This is a genomic window from Gluconobacter oxydans, from assembly GCF_006539685.1.
GTDB classification, from domain to species: Bacteria; Pseudomonadota; Alphaproteobacteria; order Acetobacterales; family Acetobacteraceae; genus Gluconobacter; species Gluconobacter oxydans.
This window is the reverse complement of record NZ_BJNM01000009.1, coordinates 37,637-55,563: the sequence shown is the minus strand read 5'-3', so window position 1 is coordinate 55,563 and position 17,927 is coordinate 37,637. Positions and strand designations below refer to the sequence as shown.

Here is a 17,927-nt window from a genome sequence, read left to right as displayed (position 1 = left end):
AGCAGTTCAGGAGGGTTTTTCCACGGTGATGTGGGAGAGGCCGTCCCGCAGGAGCGCGCGGAGGTCTTTTTCCTCTACGGCGATGCAGCCTTCCGTGTAACCGCTGGCGGGCGGAAGGTGCAGGAAAATGGCCGAGCCCCGTCCCGACTCGGCTGGCGCGTCGTTCCAGCCCATCACAATACAGAGATCGTAAACATGGTCCTCGCGCCAGAGAGTTTCGCAGGAAGCGGGGTGGGGCAGGGAGACGGCGCGGTTGTAGTCGGGATGGGCCGGATCATCGCACCAGCCGTCATTGGGGGCGATCGGTTCAACCGGCAGTTCCGCACCGCAGACCGGGCGCGATGTCCGGTCTGCGCGGTAGAGAACACGCCGGATCGGCAGTTCCCCCACAGGGGTGCACAGATCGCCCTCGACCTTGTCAAGAGACAGACCGCGCCGACCCGTCAAAGCCGGAACGATTTTGCCCTGGAAGTGAAGAAAAGCGCGGTCTCCAGCGGTTTTCAAAATAGCTTTAGCCATAATGCTGTTTCCTTTTGCGGCTGTACTTGCCATAGTCTGCCCCGAGAGCATGCTGCTTTCTTTCCCCGTAGCGGGAATGGTAAGTCCGGATGCGCGAGTTACGAACGCCGATCTCTGCGGATGTGACTTTTCTTCCGTCGCGATAGAACGAGACAGGTTATTATGGCAGGTCCACGCCCCATTCTGGTTGTTGACGATGATGATACGCTGCGTCGTCTTCTGGCGGAGCAGCTTCAGCACGGTGGCGAACTGGAAGCCGTTGAGGCGACGTCCGTTGCCGCGGCGCGCGAACTTCTCGCCAAGCCTGGCGCCCGTTATGACGCCATGCTGCTGGATATCACTCTCCCCGATGGTGACGGGCGCGATTTCTGCGCCGAACTACGACGCGAAGGCGTCCGCATGCCGATCATCATCCTGACCGGCTCCGATGACGAGCACGATGTTGTGCGCGGTCTGGATGCCGGTGCCAACGATTACGTTGCCAAGCCTTTCCGGATCGGTGAACTTCTCGCCCGTCTGCGCGCCCAGCTGCGGATTTTCGAGAACAGCGAGGACGCCGTTTTCGAGATCGGTCCGTATGCCTTCCGTCCGTCCGCCAAGCTGCTGGTTGAAACCGCCCGCAACCGCCGGATCCGTCTGACGGAAAAGGAAGCGGCGATCCTGAAATATCTTTACCGCGCAGATCAGCGCCCGGTGGCCCGTCAGGTTCTCCTGAACGAGGTGTGGGGATACAACGCCGCCGTCACCACCCACACGCTTGAGACGCATATCTACCGTCTGCGCCAGAAGATCGAGCCCGATCCGGCTCGTGCGTCACTGCTGATTACGGAAGGGGGCGGATATCGTCTCGATCCGGAAGGCCGTGGTGTCATCGGCTCCGACAGCCTGTCAGCCTGAAGGCTGACAGGGCGGGTGACGGGTCAGGCCGGATCGAAATCCAGCACGACCGGGACGTGATCGGAGGGGCTGCCCCAGTCCCGCACCTCCTGCAGGACCCGGACATTCCGCAGGCCCGGCATCAGATCGGGCGTCATCCAGACATGATCCAGCCGCCGTCCACGGTTGGACTTCTTCCAGTCCCTGTTGCGGTATGACCACCATGTATAGAGCTTTTCCGGCTCCGGCGTGATCGTCCGCATGGCATCCTGAAATCCCGTTGCCATCCACGCCTTGAGACGTTCGATCTCGGGGGGCGTATGGCTGACGATCTTCAGGAGCTGTTTGTGGCTCCAGACATCGTGTTCCAGCGGCGCGATGTTGAGATCGCCAACCAGAATGCTGCGGGCGGGCGGTGTGCTGGTAAACCAGCTGGTTGCCTCGTCCACAAAGGCCAGCTTGTGGGCGAATTTCTCGTTTTCTTCGGGATCCGGGATGTCCCCGCCAGCCGGCACATAGAAATCGTGCAGCAGGATCGGGCCGGCCGGTGTGGCAATACTGGCGGCGACATGCCGGCAGTCGGAGCGGGTACACCAGTCCGGTGTGCCGTCTACGCTCTGCAGTTCGTGTCGCGACAGGATCGCCACACCGTTATAGCCCTTCATGCCTTTATAGATCTGATGGGGCAGTCCCATTTCGGCCAGGGCCTGAGCAGGGAAGAGGGGATCCGGGACTTTCGTTTCCTGTAGACAGACGATGTCCGGGTTTTCCTGTTCGACGATCTGCTTCAGCAGAGGCAGCCTGAGTCGAAGGGAATTGATGTTCCAGGTGATGAGACGCATGCAAACTGGATCGACCGGATCGGTCGTTTTGACAAGCGCCCTCTTGCACACAAGACGTTCCCGTCCGATCTAGAACGGACCATGACTGATCTGCACGACACGCTCCTGACGCTTGATTCCCATATCGATATTCCCTGGCCGGACCGGCAAGATGCCTGGGCGGAAGAAACGCCCCGGCAGGTGAATGTCCCCAAGACTCGCAAGGGCGGTCTGCGGGCCGTGTGCCTGGCCGCGTATATTCCACAGAGCCCCCGTGACGAAGCAGGACATGCCGAAGGCTGGGAGCGGGTCCAGGGCATGCTGGACGTGATTGCCGGGCTTGAAGGACGGCAGGGCGATCATGGCGCACGTGTCTGCCGCACAGCTGCGGATGTGAGAGCCGCCTACAAGGCAGGCGACCTCGCCGTCATTCCGGCGATCGAGAACGGGCATGGTCTGGGAGGCCGTCCGGAGCGTATTGCGGAACTCGCCCGCCGGTATGGCGTGCGCTACATGACCCTGACCCATAACGGGCACAATGCGCTCGCGGATGCGGCCATTCCGCGCAAGGATCTTGCCGATAACGAGACGCTGCATGGCGGACTGTCGGATCTGGGACGTGAGACGATCGCGCAGATGAACCGCTCGGGTGTTCTGGTCGATGTATCGCATGCGGCGAAGTCGACCATGATGCAGGCCACCGAAGTCTCGAGCACGCCGGTTTTCGCCAGCCATTCCTGTGCCCGCGCCCTGTGCGATCATCCGCGCAATCTGGATGACGAGCAGCTTGATCGCCTGAAAGAAACAGGCGGGCTGATCCAGGTGACGGCCATGGGATCGTTCCTGAAAAAAGGCGGGGGCGGTACGGTCGAGGATCTGGTGCGGCATGTCTCGTACATCGCGGATCGAATCGGGGTGGAGCATGTGGGCATCTCGTCCGATTTCGATGGCGGGGGCGGTATTCCGGGCTGGAAGGACGCAACCGAGACCGCGAACGTAACGCGCGCGCTTCAGGCAGCAGGATTCAGCGACGAGGATATTTCTGCCATCTGGGGTGGTAACATGCTGCGTCTTCTGGAGACGGCCGAGCGGGCTGCAGAGAAGGTCTGAGAGAGGGGTCTTCACACGCTTTCGGGAACGCCCGATAGAACAGAACATGATCATGAGCGGCGAAAAGGGAGCCGGTTCGTCCATCATGGTCGGAAGAGATGTTCTTCGGGAGCTTCCCGCTCCTTTCCGTCCCACAGATCGAAGCTGATGGGAAAGATCGGAAAGCAAGATGCAAGTGTTTTCAATGACTTGCAAAACATGATTAAAAATTGGGCAATCTGATGGCAGGTCCGGCAAACCGGGGCTTTCATGATTCTGCCACGGAGCAACCCACAGACTTTTCCACAGGTTCAGTGGATGACTGAAGAAGCTGAATGACCGACCTTCCTCCGCACAGTTCCCACCATCCTGCCGATCAGGGTGAACCCCTTGTTCCTGCGGAAAAAAAGCAGGGCGTGGAGGCCATCCGTGAGGCCCTGAAGACCATTCCCTACAGCCCTGGCGTGTATCGCATGCTGAGCGAGAAGGGAGAGGTTCTGTATGTGGGCAAGGCGCTGAGCCTGAAGAAGCGCGTATCGTCCTATATCCGCATCAACCAGTTGCCGGAGCGGCTGCGGCGTATGGTGTCGATGACGGTGTCGATGGAAATCGTCATCACACGGACGGAAGCGGACGCCCTGCTTCTGGAAGCCAACTACATCAAGCGGATGAAGCCCCGCTTCAACATCCTGCTGCGCGACGACAAGAGCTATCCGTGGCTGATGCTGACCGAGAGCCATGAATTTCCCCAGATCACCAAGCAGCGTGGCAAACCAGTCAAGGGTGCGACCTACTGGGGCCCGTTCGCGAATGCCTGGGCAGTCAATCAAACGCTGAATCTGGTGCAACGCAGCTTTCTGCTGCGCTCCTGCTCGGATGCGGTCCTCAACAGCAGGACGCGCCCCTGCCTGCTGTACCAGATCAAGCGCTGCTCGGCGCCCTGTGTGGACCGGATTTCCAAAGAGGATTACGCCGAGCTGGTCAGCGAGGCGCGGCAGTTCCTCTCCGGACACAGCACGGAACTGCAGCAGCGTTTGGTGGCCGAAATGGAGCAGGCCTCGCAGGAACTGAACTACGAGCGGGCCGCGTCGATCCGGGACAGGATCCGGGGTTTTGCCAGCATTCAGGGCTCGAGCACGATCAACCCGACCTCGATCAACGATGCGGACATCATGACCATCTGGCAGGAAGCCGGTCAGAGCTGCATCCAGGTCTTCTTCATCCGTGGCAGCCGCAATAACGGCAACCGGGCGTTCTACCCGGCCCACGCGGAAGAAGAGACCGCGGCAGACGTGCTGTCGGCGTTCATGATCCAGTTTTATGACAACAAGCCGCCACCGCCTTCCATTCTCGTGAACTGCGAACTGCCGGAACCGAAGCTCGTCGAGGAAGCACTCAGTATCCGCCGGGGACAGAAGGTCGAGATCCTGAGACCCCAGCGGGGCGAGAAGAAAGACGTTGTCGAGCATGCCGCGCTGAATGCGCGTGAGGCGCTGGAGCGGAAGCTGGCGGAGAATACCGGGCAGCGCAGACTGCTCGAAGGTGTGGCGGAAGTCTTTGGCCTGCCGGAAATTCCCCAGCGGATCGAGACCTATGACAATTCGCACATCATGGGGCAGGCGCCTTATGGCGTGATGGTCGTGGGCGGTCCGGAAGGGTTCAACAAGCGCGCCTATCGCAAATACGCCATAAAGGGACCTGTCACGCCAGGCGATGATTTCGGCATGATGCGGGAAGTCATGGAACGGCGGTTCGGGCACCGCTCTGAAAACGGGGAGCGACCGGAAGACTGGCCGGATCTGCTGCTGATCGATGGCGGGCTCGGGCAGTTCAACGCGGTACGGGCCGTTCTGGCTGATCTGGGCGTGACAGGAATCCCGATCGTCGCCATCGCCAAGGGACCGGATCGTGATGCAGGGCGGGAGTGGTTCTTCACGGAAACGAAATCGCCATTTCAGCTCCCGCCGCGGGATCCGGTCCTATATTATCTGCAGCGGCTGCGGGACGAGGCGCACAGATTCGCCATCACGACCCATCGGGCAGGGCGCTCCAAAGGATTGCGCAGTTCGGAGCTGGATCACGTTCCGGGAATCGGAGCGGCGCGGAAAAAAGCCCTGCTCAACCATTTCGGCTCGGCGAAATCCGTCAGGCAGGCGAGTCTTGAGGAACTTGAGAATGCGCCGGGGATCAGCTCGAGTACGGCAACCGCCATCTACGGGCATTTTCATCCGGAATGGGTCCAGAAGACATCGGCCGATAATCGCAGCCATTAAGCCACACGTCGGAATTTACACGAAAAATACATCTTTTACGGGCATATTGGCGCATACCGGAGAGAAGGAAACTGTTCTAGACTGACTGCGATGCTGACAGATCTGCCAAACATCCTGACACTGCTGCGTATCGCGTCCATTCCTGTACTGGTCGTGCTGCTCTCCGTGCATTCGCCGACTGCCAACGTGATTGCGTGCGCGGTCTACACTGCCGCGTGCATCACGGACTATCTGGACGGGGCACTCGCACGCCGCTGGCATCAGCTTTCGGAGCTGGGCCGGATGATGGATCCGATTGCGGACAAGCTGCTGGTGGGGTCGCTTCTGCTGGCTCTGGCCGGGCTGACGCACCTCCCGGTTTTCTCGCTTTATGCCGGGATCATCATCATGGTCCGGGAAATCCTGGTCAGTGGCCTTCGGGAATACATGGCGTCGCAGCGGGAAACGCTGCCCTCCACCCGCCTGGCAAAATGGAAAACCGGAATTCAGATGGTGGCGATCGGGTTTCTGATCGGTGGGGACGGGGCGGCAGGAATGCTGGGTCTTTCCTTCCTGCCTGCCAGCCTGATCGGCGGAATTCTTCTCTGGTTCTCGGTCATTCCGACCGTCATCAGCGGCTGGGGTTATCTGACTGCCGGGCTCGCACGCATCATGGCGGGACAATCCCGCAAGTCATCCAAGATCAGCTTCTGACATCAGTCTCTGGTAGAATTATGGATGTCTTTGACTGTCTTCATCTGGCGCTCCGTTACAAGGACCGCTAAAGGTCATTTATTGACCTTGTGGGAGTAAGAAATGCGGAAGGCCGCTCTGCTGGCACTACCTCTCGCTCTGAGCGGCTGTTCAGGCATGGGCAAGTATATCCGTGACACCATGGTGTGGACGGCGCTCGACAACTCCAATGGTCCACACGGCGATAGTGAGAATATTCACCGTGCCCGTGGCGAGAAATACGCTGAAACCCCGATTTTCCCTGAAGGCGGCAATATCTGGCCTGGTGCCCCACAGCCCCTTCCGACCCTCAAGGACGTCGAAAACCCCGACAGCACGTTCAGTCATGCCCTCGGAGACCCGGCAACCTATTTCGGCGGCGCAGCTCTCGACGAGAATTTCATGGGTGGCATTGGCAGCAAGGGCGCTCTGGGCGCTTCCGGCCAGCAGCTCATGCAGGGGCAGAGCATGTCGGTCGGCGAAAGCGCCGATACCCATCAGGGCGTGAGCCGGGACCGCAGTCACGTCATTCCGACGCTGCCATCCTCGGTCCCCGATAGCGCTACCCGTTTCCTGAACAAGAATCCAAGCAAGACCATCGTCATTCCGAATGGTGACGGCACGAGCACGCTGATTGCGCCAGATGGCAGCGTGAAAGTCGTACGCGGCACCCCCGCTGCGCCGCAATAACAGGGTTTCTGACGGCTCCTGAAGCCGTCAGCAGTAACCCTGGCTTCAGTACTGCCGGAAAAGCGCGACCAGACGGCCCTGGATGTGGACACGCTCCGCCGGGAAGATGCGGGTTTCGTAGTCCCTGTTGGCCGCTTCCAGCGCAATCATCGATCCGCGACGACGCAGCTTCTTGAGCGTCACTTCCTGCTCGTCGATCAGGGCGACGATGATCTGTCCATTTTCCGCAGTCTCGCGTCGCCGGATGATGGCAATATCGCCATCCAGAATGCCCGCTTCGATCATCGAATCACCCGCAACCGTCAGGGCATAATGCTCACCGGTGCCCAGAAGCGAGACCGGCACGTCAATCCGGTCGCTGTCATCCTGCATGGCCTCGATCGGAAGACCGGCTGCAATACGTCCATAGAGCGGGATGCTGACAGTCTGGCGGTCATTGGCAACGCTGGCTTCCGAGAACGCGCCCTCAAGGCCTGTCTGCCCCTGGTTGAGAACGGCGGGGACGAACGCGGTACCTGTGCCGGTAGCGGCAGGAGCCTCGGTTCCCATGTGTGGCAGACGCAGCACTTCGAGCGCACGGGCACGATGATGGTGACGACGCAGAAAGCCGCGTTCTTCCAGAGCGGAAATCAGCCGATGGATGCCAGACTTTGAGCGAAGCTCAAGAGCATCTTTCATTTCATCGAAAGAAGGGGAATAGCCCGTCCGGCGAAGATGGTCGTCGATATATAGCAAAAGCTGGTGCTGCTTGCGGGTCAGCATACAGGCGCTCCCATGCGCCTCGGCGGAGGCAGGTCGGAAAACAAGGTGCAGAATGAAAGCCATCCCGCATTTGTTCCTTATAGGTTCCTGTCTGTTGCCTCACAAGCGAAAGAGAGAGGCTCGCACGGTGGCCTGATAAGATTCCCTCGGGCTGAAAGTCCCTGAAAGCGCAGGAAAACCCCGAAATTATACGTCAGGGCCTTGACCTGCGGACCACAAATCAGCATGGTGCGCCCAATCTAGAGATCAACATGCTGCATCGACACCTTCGAGCGGCATCAGTATGGCGAAAGCCCGAGGGTATCATGGGAAAGAGCAACGTTATTCAGATCCGGCTCGTTTCGTCCGCCGAAACCGGCTACTTCTACGTCACGAAGAAGAATGCCCGTTCCGCTACGGGAAAGATGGAAGTGCGCAAGTACGACCCGGTTGCACGCAAGCACGTCGTGTTCCGCGAAGCCAAGATCAAGTAAGACTGTTTCGACAGTCTTCATGAAAAAAGCGGCCTTCGGGCCGCTTTTTTTATATCTGCAGGACCGGATTTTCTGGCCGCTGTTCAGAACAGTTTGTCGTGAGGACCGTAGGGAACAACCAGATCACCGCTGCGCGTCAGGTTCATCGTGGCACGAGCCCGCTCGTCCAGCATATCGGCGTCCAGCGCCTTTTCCTTGAGCGCAACGACACGCCGACGCCAGACATTCTGTTCGTCGTCGGCATCCTGTCTGGCCTGAAGAGCATCCTTCTGAAGCTGCATTTGTTCCTGATAGGCGTGAATACCGTGAGCGCCGTGAAGGACGTTCCATCCGAAATAGGCCGTCAGGGACAGGAAGAAAGCAGGGGGAGCAACGGCGCGGACACCACGCTTGATGAGCCGGATCAGTGTCACGTCGTGAGAACTCCGTTCTGAGGGACTACTTCAGTTTATATCAGTCAATCGTGACCAGACAATGAAGGATGCAGAGATCTTTCACGTCCGGACCTGAAAAAACGGCCCCATTCCCGAAGGACATGAGGCCGTTGTGCAATCTCAGGAGTTCTTGAGAATGCTGCGGCCGGCATAGCGCGCGGCGCTGCCAAGCTGCTGCTCGATCCGGATCAGCTGATTGTACTTTGCCGTGCGGTCAGAGCGGGAGAGGGAGCCCGTCTTGATCTGTCCACAGTTCGTGGCGACGGCGAGGTCGGCAATCACGGAATCTTCCGTCTCACCGGAACGATGACTCATGACGCAGGCATAACCGGCCTTGTGAGCGGTTTCGACAGCTTCGAGCGTCTCGGTCAGCGTGCCGATCTGGTTAACCTTCACGAGCAAGGCGTTACCCGTGCCGGCCTTGATGCCACGACGCAGACGCTCGGGGTTGGTCACGAACAGGTCGTCACCGACAAGCTGAAGCTTCTTGCCCAGACGGGTCGTAAGCTCTGCCCAGCCCTCCCAGTCGTCCTCTGCCAGACCGTCCTCGATGGAGACGATCGGATAGCGGTTGGCCAGATCCTCAAGGTAGGAAATCATGCCCGAGGCATCGAATTCCTTGCCTTCACCCTTCAGGTTGTAGCGGCCATCCGCATAGAACTCTGTGGCAGCGCAATCGAGCGCGAAGGTTACATCCTCACCAAGCTTGTAGCCCGCAGCCTCAACGGATTTTGCAATAAATCCAAGAGCTTCGTCAGCAGACTTCAGGTTCGGTGCGAAGCCGCCCTCATCGCCAACATTGGTGTTGTACCCGGCTTCGGAGAGACCTTTCTTCAGGCGTGCAAAGATTTCCGAGCCCATACGGATGGCATCCGCGACTGTCGGCGCACCGACCGGCTGGATCATGAATTCCTGGATGTCGATCGGATTGTCAGCATGCTCGCCGCCATTGACGATGTTCATCATCGGCACGGGCAGGAGATGGGCATAGGCGCCACCGACATAGCGGTACAGCGGCAGTTCCAGTTCCTCGGCCGTGGCCTTGGCGACGGCGAGGGAGACGCCCAGAATGGCATTTGCACCAAGACGGGATTTGTTAGGGGTCCCGTCCAGATCAATCATCGCGTTGTCGATGGCGATCTGATCTTCCGATTCGGCGCCCTGAAGCACTTCGAGGATGTCGTTTTCAACATGGCTGCAGGCCTTCAGGACGCCCTTTCCGCCGTAGCGGGACTTGTCACCATCGCGCAGCTCCACGGCTTCATGGGCGCCGGTAGAGGCACCGGACGGGACAGCAGCGCGGCCGCGGGCACCCGAGGACAGCTCGACCTCGACCTCGACGGTGGGATTGCCGCGGCTGTCCAGGATTTCGCGGGAGGTGATATCAACGATGGCGCTCAATGGAAGCTCTCCTGGAGATGCGTGAACCGGGGTGGCTCGTGACCGTTCGGAATGAAACAGCTATTTCAAGTCTCAAAATCACGCCGTGAGGTCAACGACGACATGCGTCTTCCTTTTCCCGTTTTCGTGCTCGGCATTGCCGGACTGATCCCCTTCATGACGCTTGGCGGGTGGATCTTTCTGGCCGGACTGTTCGCGCCGCTGCCACATCTGAAGATCATTCTGCTGGCGTACGGGGCCTGCATCCTGTCATTTCTGGGAGCCGTGCACTGGGGTCTGGCCATGGAACGGCCGGACATCATCACCGTTGGCGGCACATCGCAGCGGGATCGTCAGCGTCTCGTGCTGGGCGTCTGCCCTGCGCTGTGGGCATGGCTGTCACTATGCGTTGGTGTGCTGGGGCATGTCCGCGCCGGTTTCGGACTGGAAATCATCGGCTTCGTCGGGACGTTCCTCGTGGAACGGGAAGCCTGGAGGAAAGGCGCTCTTCCCCCAGGCTATCTGCCGCTTCGCACAGGGCTGACGGCTATTGCGGTGCTGAGCCTGTTTCTGGCGGCTCTGGCACCGTCGGGCACCTAGGCCAGAAAGGACTTCGCGAGCGCGTCGAAGGCTTTCAGACGCGTCAGAAGACCGCTCATTTCACTAAGCGGCACCATGGTCGGACCATCGCTCGGTGCGTGGTCCGGGTCCTGATGCGTCTCGATGAAAACGGCTGCCACGCCGATCGACAGAGCCGCGCGGGCCAGAGGTTCAACGAACTCGCGCTGACCGCCGGTTGAAGCCCCAAGGCCACCCGGCTGCTGCACGGAATGAGTGGCATCGAACACGACGGGATAACCCGTCTGCGCCATGATCGGCAGACCACGCATGTCGCTCACAAGCGTGTTGTAACCGAAGCTCGTACCGCGGTCGCAGAGCATGATGCGCTCATTGCCCGTGGATGCGATCTTCGCCGCAACATTCGCCATGTCCCACGGTGCGAGGAACTGGCCCTTCTTGATGTTGATGGCGCGACCGGTTTTGCCCGCAGCCAGCAGCAGGTCCGTCTGGCGACACAGGAAGGCCGGGATCTGAAGAACATCCACGGCCTGGGCAGCAGGCGCACACTGTTCGGCAGTATGAACGTCCGTCAGGACGGGAACGCCGAATCGCTCCCGGATGCTGGCGAGAATATCCAGACCGGCATCCATGCCCACACCACGCGCAGCGTTAACCGAACTGCGGTTCGCCTTGTCGAAGCTGCTTTTGTAGATCAGGCCGATTCCCAGCTCACGGCACAGGCTGGAAATGGCGTCGGCCATTTCCGTTGCGTGCTCGCGGGATTCGATCTGGCAGGGACCAGCGATCAGCGTGAAGGGCTGATCCTGGCCGACCGTAAGGTCTCCGATCCGGAAGCTCACTTGCGGTGAGCCTCCTTGACGGCCGCGGCAATGAAACCTGCGAACAGCGGATGCGGGTCGAAAGGCTTGGAGAGCAGTTCCGGATGGTACTGCACGGCCACGAACCACGCGTGATCCGGGTATTCGACCACTTCCGGCAGTACGCCGTCAGGAGACAGACCGGAGAAGCGCAGGCCTGTCTTTTCGAGACGGTCCTTGTAGTGGGCGTTGACTTCCCAGCGGTGACGATGGCGCTCGCGGATTTCCGTACGACCATAGATTTCCGCCACGCGGGAGCCCGGAACCAGCTTGGCCGGATAGGCACCCAGACGCATCGTGCCACCCAGATCGCCACCTTCGCGACGACGGAGCATTTCGCTGCCACGGGCCCATTCGGTCATCAGGCCGACCAGCGGTTCGTCCGTGGGACCGAACTCGGTGGACGAGGCTTTGGGCAGACCCGCCAGCGAACGGGCACATTCGATCACGGCCATCTGCATGCCGAAGCAGATGCCCAAGAACGGAATGTTGTGCTCACGAGCATAGCGGACAGCCTGGATCTTGCCTTCCGCACCGCGTTCACCGAAGCCGCCCGGCACGAGGATGGCGTCCGCATCCTTCAGGCGTTCGGCAATATTGCCGTTCTTTTCGAACTCTTCCGATTCGATCCAGTCGAGCTTCACCTTCACATGGTTGGCAATGCCACCATGCAGCAGGGCCTCGGCCAGCGACTTGTAGCTGTCGAGCAGGGCCGTGTACTTGCCGACGATGGCCACGCGGACTTCGCCTTCGGGTTCGCGAATCGCATGGACGATCTTTTCCCAGCGCGAGAGGTCCGGCTTGCTGTCATAGGGCAGATCAAAATAGCGCAGGACTTCCTGATCCATTCCCTCATTGTGATAGGAAATAGGGCAGGCATAGATCGTGTCCACATCCAGCGCCGCGATGACGGCTTCCGGACGGACATTGCAGAAATTGGCAATCTTGCGACGCTCGTTGTCCGGGATGGGACGGTCCGAGCGGCACAGCAGCATCTGCGGCTGGATACCGACATTCTGCAGCTCCTTGACGGAATGCTGCGTGGGCTTCGTCTTGAGCTCGCCGGCTGCCGGAATATAGGGCAGGAGGGTCAGGTGCACGCACATGGTCTGGGCATGGCCGAGATCATTGCGCAGCTGACGGATGGCTTCGAGGAAGGGCAGGCTCTCGATGTCGCCGACCGTACCGCCGATTTCCACGAGGACGAAATCATAGTCGTCAGTACCCGTGACCACGACGTCCTTGATGGCATCCGTAATGTGCGGGATGACCTGCACGGTCCCGCCCAGATAGTCGCCGCGGCGTTCGCGCGCGATCACATCCGAATAGATCCGCCCCGTCGTGGTGTTGTCAGCACGTGACGCATGGACGCCCGTGAAGCGTTCATAGTGACCGAGATCGAGGTCGGTTTCCGCCCCGTCATCGGTAATGAACACCTCACCGTGCTGGTACGGGCTCATGGTGCCCGGATCCACGTTGAGATAGGGGTCCAGTTTGCGCATGCGGACCTTGTATCCGCGCGCCTGGAGGAGAGCAGCGAGGGCCGCTGAAGCGATGCCCTTGCCGAGAGAAGATACCACACCGCCGGTGATGAATACGAAACGCGTCATGGGCGGTCTTCATACACTGCCGACATGGGGCAGGGGAAGCGAAGAGACGCGTCTGTTGAAAAGATCCCCGTTAAAAAGTTTGAACGGGGATTTTCAGCCCCGATCAGTGAGCAGGTGCGGGAGCCGGAGCGGCAGGTGCAGCCGGGGTTGTGGTAGTGGTCGTCTGGGTGGCGGCAGGCGGTTCGGCCAGAATGTCATGCGAGCCGACGCCGGAAGAGGCGCCACGGTTCATGACGGCCAGCACCAGACACAGCAGCATGAAGATGCCGGCGAGGACGGACGTGGCACGCGTCAGCAGCGTTGCCGTTCCGCGGCCGCTCATGAAGGAGCCCATGCCCTGGCCGCTGCCGATGCCGAGGCCGCCGCCTTCGCTGCGCTGGATCAGGATCACCCCGATCAGCGCCAGTGTGACCAGCAGGTTGAGAGCAAGCAGAAGAGTGGTCATGAACGATAGGGTCCGGACAATGGTTGGGACGTCAGGCGGAAAGATGCCGCTTCAGCGATGCGCAGGAAGCTCTCTGCTTCCAGACTGGCACTGCCAACCAGCACCCCGCCAAGCGACCCGATGGAAAAAATGGTCGGCGCCTGAGCCGGTGTGACGGAGCCGCCATACAGGATCGGCACGCGAATGTCATCCGTCTTGAGACGGGACTGCAACAGTCCATGCAGGAGAGAGAGGGTTCTCTCGAGCTCGTCGATGGGCGGGATCGTGCCGCTTCCGATGGCCCAGACGGGCTCGTAAGCCAGGATACCGGTAAAGCCGTCGGTCAACGATCCCTCGACCTGCGTGGCCAGAACGGTGGTCGTCCGCCCTTCGAGACGCTCCTGCGTCGTCTCGCCGATACAGACGATGGGAATGAGGCCCGCAGCTTCGGCAGCTTCGACCTTCTGGCGAATCAGGACATCGGTTTCGCCATGGGCCTGCCGACGTTCGGAATGGCCTAGAATGACGTAGCGGACACCAAGGTCGGCCAGCATTTCAGCTGAGATATCCCCGGTATGAGGCCCCGAAGACGTCGTATGACAGTCCTGCGCACCAAGACGCAGCGGCGTGGCCGGCCCTTCGGCATTGATGATGCCATGCACGCTGGCGAGCTGGGTGAAGGGTGGGCACAGGACGAGCCGCACGTCATCGGGAAGGGACTGCGCGCCCTCGGCGACGGCACGGGCCAGACGGCCGGACTGCTCCCGCAATCCGTGCATCTTCCAGTTTCCAACGACAAGCCTGGGTGATGGGGGCACTCTTCCTCCTTGATGATGACGCCCTGAAGAATGGCGGCGTTACCAGTATGTGCTCGGTGTCTGCGACCGGCTGAATGCCGCAAGGCAGCACTCGTTCCGGTCTGCTTCTGGTCAAGCCGTTCTCACGACATTATGGTGCGGCAAGTCTAGCGGGCCTTTTGTGTCCGCACCATCCCGTCATCCGGATCTACCCTGACCCTATGATTACCACGCTCCGCCACCTCTTTGTTGACTCCTGGGCCGGCCGTGCCGCCGCGCTGCTGATCTTTCTGGCCTTCATTGGCTGGGGCGTGGGAGATGTGTATTCCAACATGGGCACGGCAAGCTCCAACGAAGTCGTGCGCGTTGGCGATCGCAGCATCACGCCGGATGATTTCAGCCGCGCGCTCTCGGCGCAGCTTCCCGAAGTCGCCAGACGGATCGGGCTTGCCGACCCGTCCAAACTCCCCAAGGGCGAGGTCGAACAGATCGCACGGCAGACGCTTCAAAACCTTGTGATCCAGAACGAGACCCAGCTTGCCGCCGCCCGCGCGGGCATGATGGTTCCCGATGATCTGGTGCGGCAGGAAGTCTTTGCCATTCCGGCGTTTCACAATGCCGCCGGACAGTTCGACCGGAGCGTCTTCAATGACCGTCTGACCCGGATCGGACTGTCCGAGGGCAAGCTACTCCAGGCCATCCGCGAGGACATCGCATCACGCGGGCTTCTGCAGGGCATGGGGCAATCCGTTGTCGCGCCGTCCTCCCTGACGGACCGGATGCTGTCCTTCGATGCAAGCCAGCGCATCTTCGATCTGGTTCAGATCCCGTTTGCAAGCGGTGTCGTTGCCGCTGCGCCGACGGATGACCAGCTTCACCGTTTTTATGACAACCATCCGCAGATGTTCCGCACCACGGAATACCGGCACGCGAAAATGGTCGTCATGACGTCGGACAGCGTGGCGAAGACGATCGAGGTTCCCGACGACGTCCTGCACCGCCTCTATGATTTTCAGGCCCGCACCTTCGACATGCCCGAGACGCGGACGATTCAGGTCCTGACCTTCACCGATCAGGCAAAGGCCGATGCGGCGGCGACGGCCTGGAAGAGCGGAACGTCCTGGGACGATATCCAGAAGAAGTTCCCGGAAGCTGCTGCGGTATCCCTGCCGTCCGTACGTCAGAGCGACATTCCGAACCCCGAACTCGCCAAGGCAGCATTCGCAGCACCGTCCGACCGCATCTCCGGACCGGAAAAGACCGGCATGGGCTGGGTCGTCTTCAACATCACGGCCATCACCGCGCCCCACAAAACGACCTTCGAACAGGCTAAGGACGGTCTGAAGACGCAGGTCCAGACCCAGGAAGCCGGGGAGGCGCTTCAGGCCCGCCAGAAGCAGTTTCAGGATGCGGTTGCCGGATCTTCGACACTGGAGCAGATCCCGAGCGACCTCGGGGCCGTTCCCGCATCTGGTACGCTGGATTCAAACGGCCTGACACAGGACGGTCTGCCTGCCCCCATCCCGGGCGACGCGGCCCTGCGCCAGGCGATCATCCACCAGATCTTCACCCAGTCCAAAGGTGCCCAGCCGACCGTCATCAATGGCCCGAACGGCACTGCGTTCTCCCTGCTCGTCGATGAAGTGCACCCGGGTACGCTCAAGCCGTTCGACAGTGTGCGCGATCAGGTCGTGCAGGCCTGGACGGCGGATCAGAAGCGCCATGCTGCGGATATGAGGGCGACCGCGCTGTTCAATGCCGCCAAGGCGGGAACGCTGCGCAAGGCCGTCGAGGGGCAGGCCGAAGCCTCGGCCCTGCGTCAGGACGTTGCCGTGTCGCGGGTTCATCCGGACCAGAGCCTGCCGCAGAATGTCCTGCGCGGTGTCTTCGGCCTCAAGCCGGGAACGAGCGGCATGTTCGAATCACCGGATGCGTTCTGGCTGGTCAACGTGACGGCGGACAAGCCGGCCTCGGCAGAGGACATGAAAAGCCTGGGCAACCAGCTTTCGGACGAATACCTGCAGTCCATGCGTTCCGACATCCCGGTGGCCCTGAACGCCGCCATGGAAAAGGCGGTTCCGCCGTCGCACATCAACATGGCGCTCTATAATCAGGTCGTGACTGCGGCCGCGCCGACAGCAGGAAACGGGGCGCAGTAATGGGCATTGTCTACAGCATTGAGGCCGCCGATCTTCTGACGCCTGTCTCCGCCTTTCTACGTCTCTCGAAACTGTCGGACGATCCGTACCGGCTGCTGTTCGAGAGCGTCGAAGGCGGGGCGGCCCGCGGGCGTTATTCCGTAATCGCGCTTCTGCCAGATCTGGTCTGGAAATGCCGGGACGGGAAGGTGACGCTGGACGGAAAGCCCGTCGACGGCGTGCCGCTCGAGACCCTGAAGACCATCGTGGATGAGAGCCAGATGGAGCTTCCGGCCGGAATGCCGCCGATGATCGGCGGCGTGTTCGGCGTGCTGGGTTACGACATGGTACGCCAGATGGAGCGCCTGCCGAACGCCCCGGTCAACGATCTGGGACTGCCGGAAGGGATCATGATCCGTCCGCGCCTGTTCGCGGTCTTCGATTCTGTGCGGGACGAGCTTACGCTGGCCGTGCCGGTGCGCGGCAAGACGACGGATGCGGAGGCGCATGCGCTTCTCGATCAGGCACGAGCCGCTCTGGCCGCCCCGCTGGGGGATGCACGCGAGACGCTGCCGGCCGGCACGGAACTGGCACCACCGACATCGAACATGACGCAGCAGCAGTTCGAGGATCACATCCGCAAGGCGCAGGACTATATCGCTGCGGGCGATGCCTTCCAGATCGTGCCGAGCCAGCGCTTCACAACGCCATTCCCGCTGTCACCGCTGTCGCTCTATCGCAGCCTGCGCCGCGTCAATCCGGCGCCGTTCCTGTTTGTAATGGAGCTTGAGGACTACGCTCTGGTCGGATCTTCGCCGGAAATCCTCGTGCGTCTGCGCAATGGCGAGGTCACGGTACGTCCGCTGGCGGGCACACGCCCGCGCGGAGCGGATCGCGAAGAAGATCTGGCTCTGGAAAAAGAGCTTCTGGCCGACCGTAAGGAACTGGCCGAGCATCTGATGCTGATCGATCTGGGTCGAAACGATGTCGGGCGCGTCTCACAGTTGGGAACCGTCACGGTTCCGGAAAAGTTCGTCATCGAGCGCTACAGCCACGTCATGCATATTTCCTCGACCGTGACCGGCCGCATCAAGGACGGCAAAACGGCAATGGACGCGCTTGTCGCAGCCTTTCCGGCCGGGACCCTGACGGGCGCTCCCAAGATCCGCGCCATGGAAATCATTGACGAACTGGAACCGACACGCCGCGGGCCGTATTCGGGTTGCGTCGGATATTTCGGGGCGGATGGGGAAATGGATACCTGCATCGGGCTGCGCATGGCCGTTCTCAAGGACGGGAACATGTATGTACAGGCCGGCTGCGGCGTCGTGGCGGACAGCGATCCGAACGCCGAGTTCCGTGAGACGCAGGCGAAGGCACGCGCCTTGTTCCGGGCGGCGGAAATCGCCGTCGCAACGGCCGCGAAAGCCTGACGGAGCCTCGAAGCGCGATGTATTTGACGAAAACAGACACGGGGGTCATTCTGTTGCC

General features: G+C 60.7%; 18 protein-coding genes. 9 read left to right on the top strand and 9 right to left on the bottom strand.

Annotated features, from left to right (window positions below; genetic code table 11):
* Positions 1–6: 6 nt before the first annotated feature.
* On the bottom strand, positions 7–519 hold the full coding sequence (locus tag GOX01_RS05630) for a L,D-transpeptidase family protein (protein ID WP_011253772.1): 513 nt from the start codon (positions 517–519) through the stop codon (positions 7–9).
* A gap of 162 nt (positions 520–681) precedes the next feature.
* On the opposite strand from GOX01_RS05630, the gene GOX01_RS05625 reads away from it, so the two are divergent.
* Entirely contained in the window at positions 682–1,416 is a 735-nt protein-coding gene (locus GOX01_RS05625) for a response regulator transcription factor (protein ID WP_062269284.1), read from the top strand.
* A 23-nt stretch (positions 1,417–1,439) separates the two neighbouring features.
* Here GOX01_RS05625 and GOX01_RS05620 read toward each other — a convergent pair whose 3' ends face one another.
* A complete protein-coding gene (locus GOX01_RS05620) occupies positions 1,440–2,237 on the bottom strand; it encodes an exodeoxyribonuclease III (RefSeq protein WP_024716894.1) in 798 nt (265 codons plus the stop codon).
* An 81-nt stretch (positions 2,238–2,318) separates the two neighbouring features.
* Between GOX01_RS05620 and GOX01_RS05615 the strand changes: the two genes are divergently transcribed.
* The 4 genes from GOX01_RS05615 to GOX01_RS05600 all read left to right on the top strand — a co-directional run bounded on the left by GOX01_RS05615 (position 2,319) and on the right by GOX01_RS05600 (position 6,979).
* On the top strand, positions 2,319–3,326 hold the full coding sequence (locus GOX01_RS05615) for a dipeptidase (RefSeq protein ID WP_024716895.1): 1,008 nt from the start codon (positions 2,319–2,321) through the stop codon (positions 3,324–3,326).
* A 314-nt stretch (positions 3,327–3,640) separates the two neighbouring features.
* Entirely contained in the window at positions 3,641–5,578 is a 1,938-nt protein-coding gene (gene uvrC / locus GOX01_RS05610) for an excinuclease ABC subunit UvrC (RefSeq protein WP_011253776.1), read from the top strand.
* A gap of 90 nt (positions 5,579–5,668) precedes the next feature.
* On the top strand, positions 5,669–6,271 hold the full coding sequence (gene pgsA, locus GOX01_RS05605; RefSeq protein ID WP_024716896.1) for a CDP-diacylglycerol--glycerol-3-phosphate 3-phosphatidyltransferase: 603 nt from the start codon (positions 5,669–5,671) through the stop codon (positions 6,269–6,271).
* Positions 6,272–6,373: 102 nt separating this feature from the next.
* Positions 6,374–6,979 (top strand): hypothetical protein, encoded by a 606-nt coding sequence (locus GOX01_RS05600; protein WP_011253778.1) that lies wholly within the window; start codon positions 6,374–6,376, stop codon positions 6,977–6,979.
* Positions 6,980–7,024: 45 nt separating this feature from the next.
* Here GOX01_RS05600 and lexA read toward each other — a convergent pair whose 3' ends face one another.
* A complete protein-coding gene (gene lexA, locus GOX01_RS05595; RefSeq protein WP_024716897.1) occupies positions 7,025–7,741 on the bottom strand; it encodes a transcriptional repressor LexA in 717 nt (238 codons plus the stop codon).
* A gap of 305 nt (positions 7,742–8,046) precedes the next feature.
* Here lexA and rpmG point away from each other — a divergent pair, with 305 nt between their 5' ends.
* Positions 8,047–8,214, top strand: coding sequence for a 50S ribosomal protein L33 (rpmG, locus tag GOX01_RS05590; RefSeq protein WP_011253780.1), 168 nt, complete (start codon positions 8,047–8,049; stop codon positions 8,212–8,214).
* A gap of 83 nt (positions 8,215–8,297) precedes the next feature.
* Here the strand turns inward: rpmG and GOX01_RS05585 are convergent, their stop codons facing one another.
* On the bottom strand, positions 8,298–8,627 hold the full coding sequence (locus tag GOX01_RS05585; protein WP_011253781.1) for an FtsB family cell division protein: 330 nt from the start codon (positions 8,625–8,627) through the stop codon (positions 8,298–8,300).
* A gap of 141 nt (positions 8,628–8,768) precedes the next feature.
* Complete coding sequence (gene eno, locus GOX01_RS05580) at positions 8,769–10,049, bottom strand: phosphopyruvate hydratase (RefSeq protein WP_011253782.1); 1,281 nt, start codon at positions 10,047–10,049, stop codon at positions 8,769–8,771.
* 102 nt (positions 10,050–10,151) lie between these two features.
* On the opposite strand from eno, the gene GOX01_RS05575 reads away from it, so the two are divergent.
* A complete protein-coding gene (locus GOX01_RS05575) occupies positions 10,152–10,628 on the top strand; it encodes a DUF3429 domain-containing protein (RefSeq protein ID WP_024716898.1) in 477 nt (158 codons plus the stop codon).
* On the opposite strand, the gene kdsA is transcribed toward GOX01_RS05575, so the two are convergent.
* From kdsA to tpiA, 4 genes are all read right to left on the bottom strand, one after another.
* On the bottom strand, positions 10,625–11,449 hold the full coding sequence (kdsA, locus tag GOX01_RS05570; protein WP_011253784.1) for a 3-deoxy-8-phosphooctulonate synthase: 825 nt from the start codon (positions 11,447–11,449) through the stop codon (positions 10,625–10,627). The two genes, GOX01_RS05575 and kdsA, sit on opposite strands and share 4 nt — an antisense overlap.
* Positions 11,446–13,077 carry a CTP synthase gene (locus tag GOX01_RS05565; protein ID WP_011253785.1) on the bottom strand — a complete coding sequence of 544 codons (1,632 nt, stop codon included), beginning with the start codon at positions 13,075–13,077 and terminating at the stop codon, positions 11,446–11,448. The genes kdsA and GOX01_RS05565 overlap by 4 nt, the downstream gene beginning before the upstream one ends.
* Positions 13,078–13,180: 103 nt before the next feature.
* Entirely contained in the window at positions 13,181–13,522 is a 342-nt protein-coding gene (gene secG / locus GOX01_RS05560; RefSeq protein WP_011253786.1) for a preprotein translocase subunit SecG, read from the bottom strand.
* A complete protein-coding gene (tpiA, locus tag GOX01_RS05555; RefSeq protein WP_011253787.1) occupies positions 13,519–14,319 on the bottom strand; it encodes a triose-phosphate isomerase in 801 nt (266 codons plus the stop codon). The genes secG and tpiA overlap by 4 nt, the downstream gene beginning before the upstream one ends.
* Before the next feature lie 200 nt (positions 14,320–14,519).
* Here tpiA and GOX01_RS05550 point away from each other — a divergent pair, with 200 nt between their 5' ends.
* A complete protein-coding gene (locus GOX01_RS05550) occupies positions 14,520–16,457 on the top strand; it encodes a peptidylprolyl isomerase (RefSeq protein ID WP_011253788.1) in 1,938 nt (645 codons plus the stop codon).
* On the top strand, positions 16,457–17,869 hold the full coding sequence (gene trpE, locus GOX01_RS05545) for an anthranilate synthase component I (RefSeq protein ID WP_011253789.1): 1,413 nt from the start codon (positions 16,457–16,459) through the stop codon (positions 17,867–17,869). Before GOX01_RS05550 ends, trpE begins: the two co-directional genes overlap by 1 nt.
* Positions 17,870–17,927 lie beyond the last annotated feature (58 nt).

Excerpts from the sequence above, each read along its gene's own strand:
- GOX01_RS05630 (WP_011253772.1), bottom strand. The coding sequence starts at position 519 with ATGGCTAAAGCTATTTTGAAAACCGCTGGAGACCGCGCTTTTCTTCAC.
- GOX01_RS05625 (WP_062269284.1), top strand. The coding sequence starts at position 682 with ATGGCAGGTCCACGCCCCATTCTGGTTGTTGACGATGATGATACGCTG.
- GOX01_RS05620 (WP_024716894.1), bottom strand. The coding sequence starts at position 2,237 with ATGCGTCTCATCACCTGGAACATCAATTCCCTTCGACTCAGGCTGCCT.
- GOX01_RS05615 (WP_024716895.1), top strand. The coding sequence starts at position 2,319 with ATGACTGATCTGCACGACACGCTCCTGACGCTTGATTCCCATATCGAT.
- uvrC (WP_011253776.1), top strand. The coding sequence starts at position 3,641 with ATGACCGACCTTCCTCCGCACAGTTCCCACCATCCTGCCGATCAGGGT.
- pgsA (WP_024716896.1), top strand. The coding sequence starts at position 5,669 with ATGCTGACAGATCTGCCAAACATCCTGACACTGCTGCGTATCGCGTCC.
- GOX01_RS05600 (WP_011253778.1), top strand. The coding sequence starts at position 6,374 with ATGCGGAAGGCCGCTCTGCTGGCACTACCTCTCGCTCTGAGCGGCTGT.
- lexA (WP_024716897.1), bottom strand. The coding sequence starts at position 7,741 with ATGCTGACCCGCAAGCAGCACCAGCTTTTGCTATATATCGACGACCAT.
- rpmG (WP_011253780.1), top strand. The coding sequence starts at position 8,047 with ATGGGAAAGAGCAACGTTATTCAGATCCGGCTCGTTTCGTCCGCCGAA.
- GOX01_RS05575 (WP_024716898.1), top strand. The coding sequence starts at position 10,152 with ATGCGTCTTCCTTTTCCCGTTTTCGTGCTCGGCATTGCCGGACTGATC.
- GOX01_RS05565 (WP_011253785.1), bottom strand. The coding sequence starts at position 13,077 with ATGACGCGTTTCGTATTCATCACCGGCGGTGTGGTATCTTCTCTCGGC.
- secG (WP_011253786.1), bottom strand. The coding sequence starts at position 13,522 with ATGACCACTCTTCTGCTTGCTCTCAACCTGCTGGTCACACTGGCGCTG.
- GOX01_RS05550 (WP_011253788.1), top strand. The coding sequence starts at position 14,520 with ATGATTACCACGCTCCGCCACCTCTTTGTTGACTCCTGGGCCGGCCGT.
- trpE (WP_011253789.1), top strand. The coding sequence starts at position 16,457 with ATGGGCATTGTCTACAGCATTGAGGCCGCCGATCTTCTGACGCCTGTC.